Origin of the sequence: Pseudomonas sp. ES4, assembly GCF_050586665.1 — a bacterium.
In the GTDB taxonomy this organism is placed as follows: domain Bacteria; phylum Pseudomonadota; class Gammaproteobacteria; order Pseudomonadales; family Pseudomonadaceae; genus Aquipseudomonas; species Aquipseudomonas frederiksbergensis.
The window spans coordinates 92,480-107,543 of sequence record NZ_JBOBDO010000019.1 but is presented as its reverse complement, the minus strand read 5'-3'; the positions used below and the strand labels follow the sequence as shown (position 1 = coordinate 107,543).

11 protein-coding genes are annotated in these 15,064 nt (G+C 59.0%); 4 read left to right on the top strand and 7 right to left on the bottom strand.

What is annotated here, in order from left to right; translation table 11 throughout:
* Positions 1-250: 250 nt before the first annotated feature.
* Positions 251-4,162 (bottom strand): ATP-dependent RNA helicase HrpA, encoded by a 3,912-nt coding sequence (hrpA, locus tag ACQ4OB_RS20335; protein ID WP_076030099.1) that lies wholly within the window; start codon positions 4,160-4,162, stop codon positions 251-253.
* A 192-nt stretch (positions 4,163-4,354) separates the two neighbouring features.
* Entirely contained in the window at positions 4,355-6,073 is a 1,719-nt protein-coding gene (gene aceK, locus ACQ4OB_RS20330; RefSeq protein ID WP_102615541.1) for a bifunctional isocitrate dehydrogenase kinase/phosphatase, read from the bottom strand.
* Between the two features lie 129 nt (positions 6,074-6,202).
* On the opposite strand from aceK, the gene ACQ4OB_RS20325 reads away from it, so the two are divergent.
* Positions 6,203-7,111, top strand: a complete 909-nt coding sequence (locus ACQ4OB_RS20325; protein WP_074874326.1) for a DMT family transporter — start codon at positions 6,203-6,205, stop codon at positions 7,109-7,111.
* A 187-nt stretch (positions 7,112-7,298) separates the two neighbouring features.
* Here the strand turns inward: ACQ4OB_RS20325 and ACQ4OB_RS20320 are convergent, their stop codons facing one another.
* From ACQ4OB_RS20320 to cysK, 3 genes are all read right to left on the bottom strand, one after another.
* Positions 7,299-8,162 carry a DMT family transporter gene (locus tag ACQ4OB_RS20320; RefSeq protein WP_074874325.1) on the bottom strand — a complete coding sequence of 288 codons (864 nt, stop codon included), beginning with the start codon at positions 8,160-8,162 and terminating at the stop codon, positions 7,299-7,301.
* Positions 8,163-8,626: 464 nt separating this feature from the next.
* A complete protein-coding gene (locus tag ACQ4OB_RS20315) occupies positions 8,627-9,565 on the bottom strand; it encodes an aspartyl/asparaginyl beta-hydroxylase domain-containing protein (protein ID WP_430956327.1) in 939 nt (312 codons plus the stop codon).
* A 211-nt stretch (positions 9,566-9,776) separates the two neighbouring features.
* On the bottom strand, positions 9,777-10,751 hold the full coding sequence (gene cysK, locus ACQ4OB_RS20310; protein WP_074874323.1) for a cysteine synthase A: 975 nt from the start codon (positions 10,749-10,751) through the stop codon (positions 9,777-9,779).
* A gap of 126 nt (positions 10,752-10,877) precedes the next feature.
* Between cysK and ACQ4OB_RS20305 the strand changes: the two genes are divergently transcribed.
* The gene (locus ACQ4OB_RS20305) at positions 10,878-11,954 is read left to right on the top strand and encodes a DUF748 domain-containing protein (protein WP_074874322.1); all 1,077 of its coding nucleotides are present in this window, start codon (positions 10,878-10,880) and stop codon (positions 11,952-11,954) included.
* On the opposite strand, the gene ACQ4OB_RS20300 is transcribed toward ACQ4OB_RS20305, so the two are convergent.
* Positions 11,951-12,454: a DUF2442 domain-containing protein gene (locus ACQ4OB_RS20300; RefSeq protein WP_102615539.1), complete on the bottom strand. Its 504-nt coding sequence runs from the start codon at positions 12,452-12,454 to the stop codon at positions 11,951-11,953. The two genes, ACQ4OB_RS20305 and ACQ4OB_RS20300, sit on opposite strands and share 4 nt — an antisense overlap.
* Positions 12,442-12,672 carry a DUF4160 domain-containing protein gene (locus tag ACQ4OB_RS20295; protein WP_076030093.1) on the bottom strand — a complete coding sequence of 77 codons (231 nt, stop codon included), beginning with the start codon at positions 12,670-12,672 and terminating at the stop codon, positions 12,442-12,444. Before ACQ4OB_RS20295 ends, ACQ4OB_RS20300 begins: the two co-directional genes overlap by 13 nt.
* Positions 12,673-12,876: 204 nt before the next feature.
* Between ACQ4OB_RS20295 and ACQ4OB_RS20290 the strand changes: the two genes are divergently transcribed.
* Both ACQ4OB_RS20290 and ACQ4OB_RS20285 read left to right on the top strand, forming a co-directional pair.
* Positions 12,877-13,722 carry an AAA family ATPase gene (locus ACQ4OB_RS20290; protein ID WP_076030092.1) on the top strand — a complete coding sequence of 282 codons (846 nt, stop codon included), beginning with the start codon at positions 12,877-12,879 and terminating at the stop codon, positions 13,720-13,722.
* 33 nt (positions 13,723-13,755) lie between these two features.
* A complete protein-coding gene (locus ACQ4OB_RS20285; RefSeq protein WP_430956326.1) occupies positions 13,756-14,934 on the top strand; it encodes a vWA domain-containing protein in 1,179 nt (392 codons plus the stop codon).
* Positions 14,935-15,064: the final 130 nt, after the last annotated feature.

Below are 15,064 nucleotides of genomic sequence, written 5' to 3'. Positions count from 1 at the left end.
CGCTTTATTCCGATCCGCCCAGACCTGTGAAGGCTCAAAACTGCGGGGCCGGCGTTTATAGGCGCGAAGTTTGCCATAAACAATGGGTTTTGGCGCCTTTTTGCTGGATGACTCCCACCTACCAGGCAATACAAAAACCTGTGGGAGCGAGCCTGCTCGCGATGGCGGCATCACTGTCGACATAGATGTTGAATGTGATGGCCCCATCGCGAGCAGGCTCGCTCCCACAGGTATTGCACAAGTCTCGGGTTCAGGGTTCGACCTGGGTCCATTGCTTGTTCAGGCGCTTGTCGGAGATCGGCACCTTGGTGCCCAGTTGTTGGGCGAACAGGGAAACCCGGTATTCCTCCAGCCACCAGCGATAGAGCTCCAATTGCGGATCGCGTTTGCCTTCCTGGGCATGTTTGTTGGCGCGGGTTTGATATTGCGTCCACAGGCCAGACAACTCGCCACTCCAGACCCGATCCCTCTGCACCTGAGCGCCGATTTTCTCGAAGCGCTGCTCGACCGCTTTCAGATAACGCGGCAGCTCCTTGAGCCACTGCATCGGGGTTTCACGGACGAAGCCCGGATACACCAGATGACTGAGCTGCTGCTTGATGTCGTTCAACGCCACGGCTTGCGCCAGGTCGATCTTGCCCTTGAAGCGTTTTTGCAGGCCGTGCCAGAGCTTGAGAATCTCCAGCGTCAGCTTCGCCAGCCGTTCGGCGTGCTCGGTCCAGCCGCCGCGTTTGCGTTCAGCCAGTGACGCCAACCCGGCGCCATCCCGTGGCAGCGGGTCTTCGCCGTCGAGAATGCAGCTGTCGAGGCTGGCCAGCAGGATGTCTTCGACCAGACTGTCGATGCGGCCCATGTCGCGGTACATCAGGCCCAGTTCGGTCAACCCCGGCAATTTGCTGCGCAGGAACTTCGCCGGTTCGGCCAGTTGCTGCATCAGCAAACGCTGCAAGGCGCGGCGATGTTGAAACTCGGCTTCGGCCGGCGTCGAGAAACGTCCTTCCTTGACCGTGCCGCTCTCCTCCACCAACGCCGGATACACCGTCATCGACAGCCCGGCGATCTTCTGCTGGGTTTTCTCGGCGACGGCGGCAAACACTTTCGGCTCCACCGGTTGCTGGTTTTTCGCGGTTTGCGGCACGGCCAGTGCGGCCTGACTGGCTTCGGCAAAGCGTGCGGTCAGTTCCGCCAGATCACGCCCTTCGCCCAGGAACTTGCCCTGCCCGTCGACGATTTCCAGGTTCATCCGCAAATGACTGTCGACCTGCTGCGATGCTTCGGCCCAGGCTTCATCGCTGACCCGCGCACCGGTCATGCGCAGCAGTTCGCGGCCCAGCGCTTGAGGCAACGAGCCCTCGGCGAAAGTCATGCGCTGCAATGCGGCTTTGACGAAGTCCGGCACCGGTACGAAATTCTTGCGCAGGGCTTTAGGCAGGTTGCGCACCAGCGCGATGCACTTGGCCTCGATCACGCCCGGCACCAGCCATTCCAGGCGCTCCGGCGGCAGCATCGGCAACAACGGCGCCGGCACGCGCAGGGTCACGCCGTCACGCGGGTGGTTGGGTTCGAAGTGGTAACTGAGCGCCAACTCCAGATCACCGATATGCAAGGTGTCCGGGTAATGCAAAGCGGTGACTTCACTCGCCTCGCGGGCCAGCACGTCTTCTTCGCGCATGATCAGCAACTGCGGGTCTTTCTGGCTGTTGACCCGATACCAGCTATCGAAGGTCGCCGTCTGGTGGATCTCCGCCGGCAGTCGCGCATCGTAGAAGGCGAACAGGGTTTCTTCGTCGGCCAGAATGTCGCGACGGCGCGCCTTGGCTTCCAGTTCGTCGAGCTGTTCCAGCAGTTGCGCATTGGCGGTCAGGCACTTGGCCTTGGACTGAATCTCGCCGCGTACCAGACCTTCACGAATGAACAGCTCACGGGACGTGACAGGGTCGATCGGCCCGTAATGCACCGGCCGGCGACCGACCACGATCAGCCCAAACAATGTGATCTGCTCGAAGGCCACGACTTGACCGCGCTTCTTCTCCCAATGGGGTTCGAAGTGGTTTTTCTTGATCAGGTGCCCGGCCAGCGGCTCGATCCAGTCGGCGTCGATTTTGGCAACCATCCGCGCGTAGAGCTTGGTGGTTTCCACCAGTTCGGCGGCCATCAGCCATTGCGGACGCTTTTTACCGAGGCCCGATGACGGGTGAATCCAGAAACGCCGCTGACGCGCACCGAGGTAATCGCCCTCATCGGTTTTCTGGCCGATCTGGCTGAGCAGCCCCGAGAGCACGGCTTTGTGCAGTTTCGGGTAATCCGCCGGTTCTTTGTTGAGGCTCAACTGCATGTCGCGGCAGATCAGGCTCAACTGCCGATGGGAGTCGCGCCATTCGCGCAGACGCAGGTAATTCAGGAAATTCTTGCGGCACCAATTGCGCAGCGGGCTGGCGGTCAGGGCCTGACGCTGTTCTTCGAAACCACGCCACAGATTGACCAGCCCGGCGAAGTCCGAGTCCACGTCTTTCCATTGCGCATGCGCCTGATCCGCCGCTTGCTGACGTTCCGGCGGACGCTCGCGCGGGTCCTGAATCGACATGGCGCTGGCGACGATCAGCACTTCCTGCAAGCTGCCGAGTTTCGCCGCTTCCAGCAACATGCGGCCCATCCGCGGGTCCACTGGCAAGCGCGCCAACTGACGGCCAAGCGGCGTCAGCTGGCTGTTGCGGTCGACCGCCGAGAGTTCTTGCAGCAGGTTGAAACCGTCGCTGATAGCCTTGCCATCCGGCGGCTCGATAAACGGGAAATCGGTGATTTCGCCGAGGCGCAGATGCAACATCTGCAAAATCACCGCGGCGAGGTTGGTGCGCAGGATCTCCGGATCGGTAAATTCCGGCCGGCCAATGAAATCTTCTTCGCCGTACAGGCGAATGCAAATACCCGGCTCGACCCGTCCGCAGCGACCTTTACGCTGGTTGGCGCTGGCCTGGGAAATGGCTTCGATGGGCAGGCGCTGGACCTTGGCGCGGTAGCTGTAACGGCTGATGCGCGCGGTACCGCTGTCAATCACGTAACGAATGCCCGGCACGGTCAGCGAGGTTTCCGCGACGTTGGTCGCCAGGACCACGCGCCGACCTGGGTGCGACTGGAAAATCCGCTGCTGTTCGGCCGGCGACAGCCGTGCGTAGAGCGGCAGAATCTCGGTGTGCTTGAGCTGGGCCTTGCGCAGCATGTCCGCCGCGTCGCGAATCTCGCGCTCGCCGGGCAGGAACACCAGCACGTCGCCAGGGCTCTTGCGCTCGCTGCGTTCGAACGCGGCGATTTCGTCGAGGGTGGCGAGGATCGCCTGATCCACGGTCAAGTCGTCCTCGACGCGGTTGCCCTCTTCGTCCTGCTCCAGGGTCAGCGGGCGATACCAGGTTTCCACGGGGAAGGTGCGGCCGGAGACTTCGACAATCGGCGCGTCATCGAAGTGCTTGGAGAAGCGCTCCAGGTCGATGGTCGCCGAAGTGATGATGACCTTCAGGTCCGGACGACGCGGCAGCAGGGTTTTCAGGTAACCGAGCAGGAAGTCGATGTTCAGGCTGCGTTCGTGGGCTTCGTCAACGATGATCGTGTCGTAGCGTTCGAGGTAGCGGTCGTTCTGGGTTTCCGCCAGCAGGATGCCGTCGGTCATCAGTTTGATCAGGGTGTTGGAATCGCTCTGGTCCTCGAACCGCACCTGATAGCCGACCAGCGCACCCAACGGCGTCGCCAGTTCTTCGGCGACCCGGCTCGCCACGCTGCGGGCGGCGATTCGACGGGGCTGAGTGTGGCCGATCAGGCCATGCTGACCGCGCCCGATTTCCAGGCAGATCTTCGGCAACTGGGTGGTTTTACCCGAACCGGTTTCACCGGCAATGATCAACACCTGATGCTTGAGCAGCGCTGCCTTGATTTCGTCGCGCTTGGCGGCGATCGGCAAACTGTCGTCGTAACGAATTACCGGCAGGCTGGCCCGCCGCGCCAGCACCTGATCACAGGACGCCTGCATGCGCGTCACCCATTGGGCCAGCTTGGCTTCATCAGGTTTTTTGCGCAGCTCAAGCAACTGCCGCCGCAGCCGGTGGCGGTCGGCGAGCATGGCGTGATCGAGGTTTTTCAGCAGTTTGTCGATGGAAGGCGATTCGTCAGTCATCAGGTACGCAATAAGTCGTCTAGTGGCGCAGGGGGCGGATTGTCGCAGATTTGCGCTCTGCTGTGATCGTTCCCACGCTCCGCATGGGAATGCAGCAAGGGACGCTCTGCGTCCCAAGAGCGGACGCGGAGCGTCCGGGGAGGCATTCCCACGCGGAGCGTGGGAACGATCAGTCAAGTTCACTCAGCGGGGTTACTCGTTATCGAGGCCTTTGCGCCGATACGGGAACACATCAATCACCTTCCCGGCGCGAATGGCTTCCTGAAGGCTTTTCCAGTAATCGGCGTTGTAAAGCTCACCATGCAACTGATCGAACAACTTGCGCTGCCCGGAGTCGGCAAACAAAAACGGCGGAAACTCTTCAGGAAATACATCCAGCGGCCCGATCGAATACCACGGTTCTGAAGCCATCTCGTCTTCCGGCGTACGCGGTTGCGGGATATGCCGGAAGTTGGCCTCGGTCAGGAAGCAAATCTCGTCATAGTCATAAAACACCACCCGTCCGTGCCGCGTGACGCCGAAGTTCTTCAGCAGCATGTCGCCGGGAAAGATGTTCGCCGCTGCCAGTTGCTTGATCGCCAGGCCGTAATCTTCCAGTGCCTCGCGGACCTGAGCGTCGTTGGCGTTCTCCAGATACAGGTTCAACGGCGTCATCCGACGTTCGGTCCAGCAGTGGCGGATCAGCACGGTGTCGTCCTCTACCGACACGGTGGACGCGGCCACTTCGAGCAATTCTTGCAGGCAGGCCGGCTCGAACTTGCTCAACGGAAAACGGAAATCGGAAAATTCCTGGGTGTCGGCCATGCGCCCGACCCGATCGACACTTTTCACCAAGCGGTACTTCTCGATCACTGTGGCGCGGTCGACGTTTTTCGACGGCGAGAAGCGGTCCTTGATGATTTTGAATACGGTGTTGAAGCCCGGCAGGGTAAACACGCTCATCACCATGCCACGCACGCCCGGGGCCATGATGAACTGGTCGTCGGTGTTGGCCAGGTGATTGATCAGCGCCCGATAGAACTCGGATTTTCCGTGTTTATAGAAGCCGATCGAGGTGTACAGCTCGGCGATGTGCTTGCCCGGCAGGATGCGTTTGAGGAAACCGATGAACTCCGCTGGCACCGGCACGTCGACCATGAAATACGAACGGGTGAACGAGAAGATGATCGACACGTCCGCTTCATCAGTGATCAGCGCATCGATCTGAATCCCGCGACCTTCGCGGTGCAGCAGCGGAATCACCAGCGGCCATTGTTCGTCCTGGGTGTAGATACGCCCCACCAGGTACGCGCCTTTGTTGCGGTAAAGCACCGAGGAAAACAGTTCGACGCTCAATTCCGGGTCCTTGCAGACCCAGTCCGGCAGGTTTTCGCGCAGTTGTGCTTCGAGGCGGCGCACGTCGCCGGCCAGATCGGCGTATTCCTCGCTGAAACGGTAGTCGGCAAAAATGCTCGCGAGCATGCCGGACAACTGGCCCTGGGGTTTGTAGGTGCGGGTTTGTGCGGCGCGGGCCCGACGCAGGCTTGGCCGGGTGGTGTGGATGAACATGCAGCCGTCGCTGATCAGGTCGTGGCTGAACAGACCGCAAAAGATCGAGTTGTACCAGGTTTCGGACAGTTCATCGTCGAAGCGCAGGTCGATCAGTTTGATGTAAGCGCTTTTGACCAACGGCCAGCAGCTGACGTCCAGCGTTTCAGCGTCAAACGCGATGCGCAGTCGTGCCACCGTTTCGCCGACTTTTTCTTCGTACAGATTGATCCGCGCCGCCGATGCGACCTGCGCCTCCTGCCACTTGGCCTGTTCAAAGCGGGCTCGGGCGCCGTCAGTGATCTGGCGGAAATGCTCGCGGTAATCGTCAAAGCCATCGAGGACCATTCGGGCGATGTCGGCGGCTGGCCATTGCTGCGGCATAGGTAAAACCTCGGCGGCTGATTCTTATCGTGGGGCCTGAGCTTAGTGGCCCTTCGTTACGCAACGCAACCATTGCCTTGCGTCCGGACTGGCGCGACACTTGCGCGCCAATCAAGGAAGGAACGCGCTGTGAACCCCGTCGATACCCTGCGTTTGTTATCGCTTGCCGCCATTTGGGGCGCGAGCTTTCTGTTCATGCGCATCATCGCCCCGGTGATTGGCACCATCCCCACTGCTTTTTTCCGCGTATCGATTGCCGCGGTCGGCCTGTTGGTGATCCTCGGGCTGATGCGCATCAGCTGGGATTTCAAAGGCAAACTCAAAACCGTGATGCTGCTCGGAGTGATCAACTCCGGGATACCGGCGACCCTCTATTCAGTAGCCGCGCAAGTGCTGCCGGCCGGTTATTCGGCGATATTCAACGCCACCACGCCACTGATGGGCGTGCTGATCGGCGGTCTGTTCTTCCATGAAAGGCTCACCGCCGCCAAGCTCGGCGGCGTGTTCCTCGGGCTGCTTGGCGTGGGCATCCTGACCCGAGCCGGTCCGGTGGCGTTCGACATGGAACTGCTAATGGGCGCCCTCGCCTGCCTGCTCGCCACGACCTGCTACGGTTTCGCCGGTTTCCTTGCGCGGCGCTGGCTCGATCACGCCGGCGGCCTCGACAGTCGTCTGTCGGCGGTGGGCAGCATGCTGGGTGCGACGTTGTTTCTGTTGCCGCTGTTCGGTTACAGCGTGATCAGCCAGCCACCGGAGAGCTGGGGCGGCTGGAATGTCTGGTTGTCGCTGCTGGGTTTGGGGCTGGTGTGTACGGCGCTTGCGTACATTATTTACTTCCGCCTGCTCAGCTCGGTCGGGCCGGTGAAGTCGATGACCACGACCTTTCTGATTCCGCCGTTCGGGGTGCTGTGGGGGGCGTTGTTACTGGATGAGCCGTTGTCGATGGCACACATCTATGGCGGGGTGTTGATTGCGGCGGCGTTGTGGTTGGTGTTGAAGACGGCGGTGGTGAAGGCTGTTGGGGTGGCTGCCAAGTAGAGTTGTGGTGCGGCTGATGACGCCTTCGCGGGCAAGCCCGCTCCCACAGGGATTGCGCTGAACCTGTGGGAGCGGGCTTGCTCGCGAAGGCGATTGTTCAGACGCTACAAAGCTGACTGACTCACCTCGCCATCCACCAGCCGCCGAATCCCCAGCGGATTGGCGTTCTGCAGCGCCTTGTTCTGTTTCAAGCGCTTTTACGGAATACGAACACCAATCCAACGATGATCAGCAACATGCCCAGCATGCTCAACGCCGCCAGCCGGTTGCCGAAAATCAGGTAGTCCATCACCGCCGTTACCGCCGGCACCAGGTAAAACAGGCTGGTGACATTCACCAGGTTGCCCCGGGCGATCAAGCGATACAGCAGCAAGGTTGCCAGTACCGACACGACCAATCCCATCCACAACACCGGCACGATAAAACCGGTGCTGTGTTCGAAATGAAAAGGTTGGAACGGAACGAAGACTCCGCAGAGCAACAGCCCCGCCAGGTACTGCACGGGCAGTGTGCCGAGGGGATTGTCGGTGATGCGCTTCTGCATGATCGAACCGAACGTCATGCTCGCCAGCGCCAGCAAACCGAAGAGCATCCCGGCCAGCGACATACCGGCCAGACCTATGCCCTGATACACCACCATGATCAACCCGGCCAACCCCAGCGTCAGACCAAACATTCTGCTGGCTGACCGCTGGCGCTCCATGATCACCACCGTGAGAATCGGCTGCACGCCCATGATCGTCGCCATGACGCCGGGTGTGACTTTCAGGTCCAGGGCCAGCAGATAGAAAATCTGATAAGCCCCCAGCAACACCACACCCGTGGCCATCGCATACACCATCGGCTTGCCGCCCTTGGGCAGTTTCAGCTTGAGCAGCGGCATCAAAAGCACCAATCCGCAGATTGCGATAGCGAAGCGAATCAACAGAAAAGCAAAAGGTGACGCATGGGCCAGGCCCCATTTGGAGAAGATCGCCCCGCTGCTCCACAGCAGAACGAACAGGCTCGTGGACGCCGCCGCGAGCGCGGATTGTTTCGAAAGGACAAACATGGATACCACCTGTAGTCAGGCAAAAAGCCAACTCAGCCGAAGCTGAAATTCAGTAGTTTTTCAGGCGCTTTTCAGAGGGGCACAGGAACAGCAGAAAAAAGCTGATCAGCCCGAGAAGCCAACGCCTGGCGGTGATACGACTGCGCACACCGGCGTGCTACTGACAGGTGGGGGGTAATGACTGATCTGCGCAGGCTGCTGATTCCCGCACGGCACGACGCCAGCGTTGACCGCTGAATCGACTACCGCGTTGATGAGGGAAGCAGGCATTGGGCTGATCTTTTTTGAGGGCTCGGGAGGTGAGTCATGAAACTCACCGAGCGCCGACTATAACCAGCGACTGACATGGATTGCAATGACTTGGCTGAAGAACCCATGAGCAAGCGTCTTACACCAATCCCGTGGCGAACAGGCTGCATAAAAAACGCTCCCTAAGGAGCGTTTTTTTCATTCAGGAATCGAGATTACCCAAATAACCAATACCCCAACCACGTCAACACCAGCACTGCGAGCACCGGCCGCAGCACTCGGTACGCCTTGGGATTGCGACGCTTCCACCGTTTTATCGCGCCACTGAACTTGTCACTGGAATGCTTGCTCCATGCGTAAACATGATTAATCCCGCCAACATGTTCATCTTCAAGATTCTGCGGTGCCGTGGCGCGACCCAAAAAGCCACTGACCCTGCGGTTGAGACGAGTCATCAGGCGGTTGCTCAGCGGTCGTTCGATGTCGCAAAAAAGGATAACCCGAGTCTTGTCGGTTTCGTTCTTGACCCAATGTACGTAGGTTTCGTCGAACATCACGTCTTCGCCATCACGCCAGGCGTAGACCTGACCGTCGACGAAGATCCGGCAATCATCAGAGTTCGGCGTCGATAGCCCCAAGTGATAACGCAGGGAACCGCCGAACGGATCACGGTGCGGATTGAGGTGGCTGCCGCCTGGCAGCAACGCGAACATGGCGCCTTTGACGTTGGGAATGCGGCTGAGCAGTGCCACGGTTTTCGGGCACAGGGCTTCGGCTGATGGCAGTGGTTTGTCGTACCACTTGAGGTAAAAGCGCTTCCAGCCTTTCTTGAAGAACGAACCGAACCCGGCGTCGTTGTTTCTTTCGGCGGCGCGGATGTAACCCTCGTCGAACAAATGCATCGCTTCGTCGCGGATAACTTCCCAGTTGTCCTTGAGCACATCCAGTTCCGGGAACTTGCTGCGGTCAAGATACGGTTTGGATGGCACGCTGGAGAACAGGTACATCAAGGCGTTATAAGGCGCGAACAACGCCGAGTGGTTGACGAACTGACGCAAGACCGGCAAACGCGACTTGCCGCGCAAGTGCACGTAGAGAGTGCTGCCAAAGAACAGCAACAAAAGCGACGTCTTTGCGGCAAATGAAACGGTCATCAACAACTCCTTGATAGTAGACAACTTCGCACAACGCCATTTACCCGACGTGGCAGCCAGCCATGATCAACATGACCGGCCTCGGGAAGAATCCCGTGTTTCTCGACATGCAGTGTCAAGAAATGCGCAATGACGCACTTCTTAACACAAGGTTCCTGAACGGGGGCTGACCCGAATCAACCCCTCCCCGCTGAATCTGAAATCGCAACGCCTACTGCTGATTCTCCTGCTCGGTAAACAGATCACTGAACAGCATGCTCGACAGGTAACGCTCACCAGAATCCGGCAGGATTACCACGATGGTCTTGCCCTGCATTTCCGGGGTTTCAGCCAGGCGGACGGCCACTGCCATGGCGGCGCCGCAGGAAATGCCGCTCAAAATCCCTTCTTCCTGCATCAGGCGCAGGGCCATGGCCTTGGATTCTTCATCGCTGACCAACTCAACCCGATCGACCATCGACAGATCAAGATTCTTCGGCACAAAACCGGCGCCGATGCCCTGGATCTTGTGAGGGCTCGGCTTGATTTCTTCACCGGCTATTGCCTGGGTGATGACCGGCGACACCACAGGTTCCACCGCCACCGAAATAATCGGCTTGCCCTGGGTATTCTTGATATACCGCGAAACCCCGGTAATGGTCCCACCTGTTCCGACGCCTGCCACCAGTACATCGACTGCACCGTCGGTGTCGTTCCAGATTTCCGGTCCCGTCGTTTTTTCGTGGATGGCCGGGTTGGCCGGGTTTTCAAACTGCGACGGCATGAAGTAGGTCGCCGGGGCGCTGGCGACAATTTCAGCCGCCTTTTCGATCGCTCCTTTCATGCCCTTGGCCGGTTCGGTCAGTACCAGTTCGGCGCCCAAAGCCTTGAGCACTTTGCGTCGCTCGATACTCATGGATGCCGGCATGGTCAGCATCAGCTTGTAACCGCGAGCCGCAGCAACGAACGCCAGGCCGATACCGGTGTTGCCTGAGGTCGGTTCGACGATGGTCATGCCCGGCTTGAGTTTGCCGGTGCTTTCGGCGTCCCAGATCATGCTCGCACCGATCCGGCACTTGACCGAATAACCAGGGTTACGCCCTTCGATCTTGGCCAGGATGGTCACGCCGCGCGGGGCGATACGGTTGATCTGCACCAGCGGTGTATTGCCGATGGAATGGGCGTTGTCAGCGTAGATACGGCTCATGGCTGGGTCCTTATACAGCGTTAAATAAGCTCTCCAAGGTATGCCTGTTGCCCTTGGTCGTCCAGTCAGTCGAACGTCCTGGAACCGCCGTAGTCAATGGCTTTACAACGCCAGAGATTTGCCATCATGAAACGCAGATACAGTTGGCCCCTATGGACCCTCGCCGGCCTCGTTGTGCTGCTGATTGCGCTGCATGTCGCCCTGCCCTATCTGGTGCGCGATTACCTCAACGAGAGATTGGCGAACATGGGGGATTATCGCGGCCAGATTACCGACGTAGACCTGGCTTTGTGGCGTGGCGCCTACAAAATCAACGGACTGAAAATCGTCAAGGTCAATGGCAAGGTCCCCGTGCCTTTCGTCAACGCGCCATTGATTGACCTCTCCGTCAGCTGGCACTCACTCTGGTATGACCACGCCGTGGTGGCCGAGGCGCAGTTCGACAAACCCGAGGTGAACTTCGTCGACGGCGGTGCCAACAAGAAAAACTCCCAGACCGGTCAAGGCACCGATTGGCGGGCACAATTGGAAAAACTGCTGCCGATAACCCTGAACGAAGTGCGGATCAACGACGGGCGGGTGACCTTTCGAAACTTCAATTCAAAACCGCCCGTGAACATGAATGCCACCCAGGTCAATGCCAGCGTTTACAACCTGACCAACGTGGTCGACACCAAAGGCAAACGCGACGCCCGTTTCGACGGCAAAGCCCTGTTGCTGGGACACGCACCGCTGGAAACCACCGCGACCTTCGACCCTTTAAGCAACTTTGAAGATTTCGAATTTCGCCTGCGGGTCAAAAACATCGAACTCAAACGCATGAACGACTTCGCCTCGGCGTATGGCAAGTTCGACTTCAATGCCGGTCACGGAGATGTGGTCATTGAAGCCGAGGCAAAAAAAGCTCAATTGACGGGTTACATCAAACCGCTGCTGAAGGACGTCGATGTATTCAATTGGCAACAGGACGTGGAAAACAAAGACAAAGGGATTTTTCGCTCCATCTGGGAAGCACTCGTTGGGGGCACCGAGAATGTGCTGAAGAACCAGCCGAAAAACCAGTTCGCCACTCGCGTACAACTCAGGGGCAGCGTGCATCAGCGGGATATCAGCGCATTCGAGGCTTTTTTGCAGATTTTGCGCAACGGCTTCGTCCAGGCGTTCAACGCCCAATACGAACGGCCCAAGCCGGACGCCGGTTAAGGCTTACGTATAACGGTGTAACGACCGGTTTCTTCAGCCGCCCGCGCCGGGTTCGATTGCTGCTGCAAGAAGTCCCAACCCAGGCAGGCCAGCGCCAGCGATCGCGGGACAACTTCTCGACCACTGCTGTAGCGCGTGATGCTGCGGGCACTGACCCCCAGCGCTTCGGCCGCCTGATTGAGCGGCAACCCGGTGCGGGCACGCCAGTCGATGAAGATCCGGGTGTTTTCGTCCACTGCATTTTGTGCGAGAGCATCCAGATACAGGGTGTCTGCGCCGATCTGGATGTCCAGTTCCGGCCAGTCGACACTCCAGCCATCGTCGCCCAGGGTTGCCCCATTGAAAGCGCTCATTTCCAACAAGGGTTGCAACCCTGGATAGGCGCGCAGGTCCCGACTCAAATCGAGGTTCAGTTGCTGACCGTCGATAAAGGTCAGCATAAGGCGGTAATCCGGCAACGCCTGCACGGACGACAGCCGTGGTCGTTTCATGGGTAACATCGTTTCCAATCCTCCAGCAATTGCACCTGATGGGCCCTGACCCACGCCAGCGCTTCCTTGATAATCAGCGGCGGCGCCTTGCCCACCATCACTTCGACGGTTTCAAGGCTAAGCATCACGTCGAGCCCGCCGCCGGTCAGGTGAACATGGGGCGGCGGGTGGTCCTTCTCGCGCAACTGAATGCGGTACGTATCGCGAAATCGGTATTTAGTAGACATGCCCCGCAAGCTATCGCCAAAATGGCGATAGCTCAATACTGGCTAGGGGCCGAGACTGAGTCAAGATGTGACGCCCCATTCAGAGACTGAATAAGCCGTCTGCGTTCACAGTCGACCGGGCACCGCGTTATAGTCGAGCCTGACCCATTATTGCGCCCCGCCCTGCTTCGCTCAGGTCGGCGTTTACCGTTCGAGGATTAGCAGATGAAGTTCGAAGGCACCCCGGCCTACGTCGCCACCGATGACCTGAAGCTGGCGATCAACGCCGCCATCACGCTGGAGCGTCCGCTGCTGGTCAAGGGCGAACCGGGCACCGGCAAGACCATGCTCGCCGAGCAACTGGCCGAGTCCTTCGGCGCCAGACTGATCACCTGGCACATCAAATCCACCACCAAGGCGCATCAGGGCCTGTACGAGTACGACGCGGTCAGCCGTCTGCGCGACTCGCAACTGGGCACGGAAAAGGTCCACGACGTTCGCAATTACCTGAAAAAGGGCAAGCTCTGGGAAGCCTTCGAATCCGAAGAGCGGGTGATTTTGCTGATCGACGAAATCGACAAGGCCGACATCGAATTCCCCAACGACCTGCTGCAAGAACTCGACAAGATGGAGTTCTACGTCTACGAGATCGACGAAACCATCAAGGCCAAGAAACGCCCGATCATCATCATTACCTCCAACAATGAAAAAGAACTGCCGGACGCCTTCCTGCGCCGCTGCTTCTTCCACTACATCGCCTTCCCGGACCGCGTCACGATGCAGCGGATCGTCGACGTGCATTACCCGAACATCAAGAAAGACCTGGTCAGCGAAGCGCTGGACGTGTTCTTCGACGTGCGCAAGGTGCCGGGCCTGAAGAAAAAGCCATCGACCTCCGAACTGGTGGACTGGCTGAAGCTGCTGATGGCCGACAACATCGGTGAAGCGGTACTGCGCGAGCGCGATCCGACCAAGGCCATTCCACCGCTGGCCGGCGCTTTGGTGAAGAACGAACAGGACGTGCAGTTGCTTGAACGTCTGGCGTTCATGAGCCGTCGCGGCACTCGCTGATCCCTCTGTTTAACAAGATAGAGGGCGATAGCCATGCTGCTTAACCTGTTCAATGAAATGCGCGCGGCCAAGGTGCCGGTCTCGGTACGAGAGCTGCTGGACCTGATCAACGCGCTGAAACAGCGCGTGACCTTCGCCGACATGGACGAGTTTTATTACCTGTCCCGGGCGATTCTGGTGAAGGACGAAAAGCATTTCGACAAGTTCGACCGGGCGTTCGGAGCTTATTTCAACGGCCTGGAAAAACTCGACGATCACCTTCAGGCATTGATTCCGGAAGACTGGTTGCGCAAGGAGTTCGAGCGTTCGCTGAGCGACGAAGAGCGCGCGGCGATCCAGTCCCTCGGCGGCCTGGACAAGCTGATCGAAGAGTTCAAGAAACGCCTCGAAGAACAGAAAGAACGCCATGCCGGCGGTAACAAATGGATCGGCACCGGCGGCACCAGCCCGTTTGGCTCCGGTGGCTTCAACCCGGAAGGCATTCGGGTCGGCGATGCCGGCAAGCGCCAGGGCAAAGCGGTCAAGGTCTGGGATCAGCGCGAGTACAAAAACCTCGATGACTCGGTGGAACTGGGCACGCGCAACATCAAGGTGGCCCTGCGACGGCTGCGCAAATTCGCCCGTCAGGGCGCGGCGGAAGAGCTGGACATCGATGGCACCATCGACCACACCGCGCGCGATGCCGGGCTGCTGAACATCCAGATGCGTCCGGAGCGACGCAACACCGTCAAGCTGTTGCTGCTGTTCGACATCGGCGGCTCGATGGACGCCCACGTGAAGATCTGCGAAGAGCTGTTCTCGGCCTGCAAGACCGAGTTCAAGCACCTGGAGTACTTCTACTTCCACAACTTCGTTTATGAATCGGTGTGGAAGAACAACATGCGCCGCACCTCCGAGCGCACCTCGACCCAGGACCTGCTGCACAAATACGGCGCCGACTACAAAGTGATCTTCATCGGTGACGCCGCCATGGCCCCGTACGAAATCACCCAGGCCGGCGGCAGCGTCGAGCACTGGAACGAAGAGGCGGGTTATGTGTGGATGCAGCGGTTCATGGAGAAGTACAAGAAGCTCATCTGGATCAACCCGTATCCGAAAGATACGTGGGGCTATACGTCGTCGACCAACATCGTGCGGGACTTGATTAACGACCAGATGTACCCGCTGACGTTGCGGGGTTTGGAGGAAGGGATGCGGTTTCTTTCCAAATAGAGCGCTGATCGTTCCCACACTGCTGATCGTTGATCGTTCCCACGCTCTGCGTGGGAATGCATCAAGTGACGCTTCGCGTCACAGGGACGCGGAGCGTCCCGGGCGGCATTCCCACGCGGAGCGTGGGAAC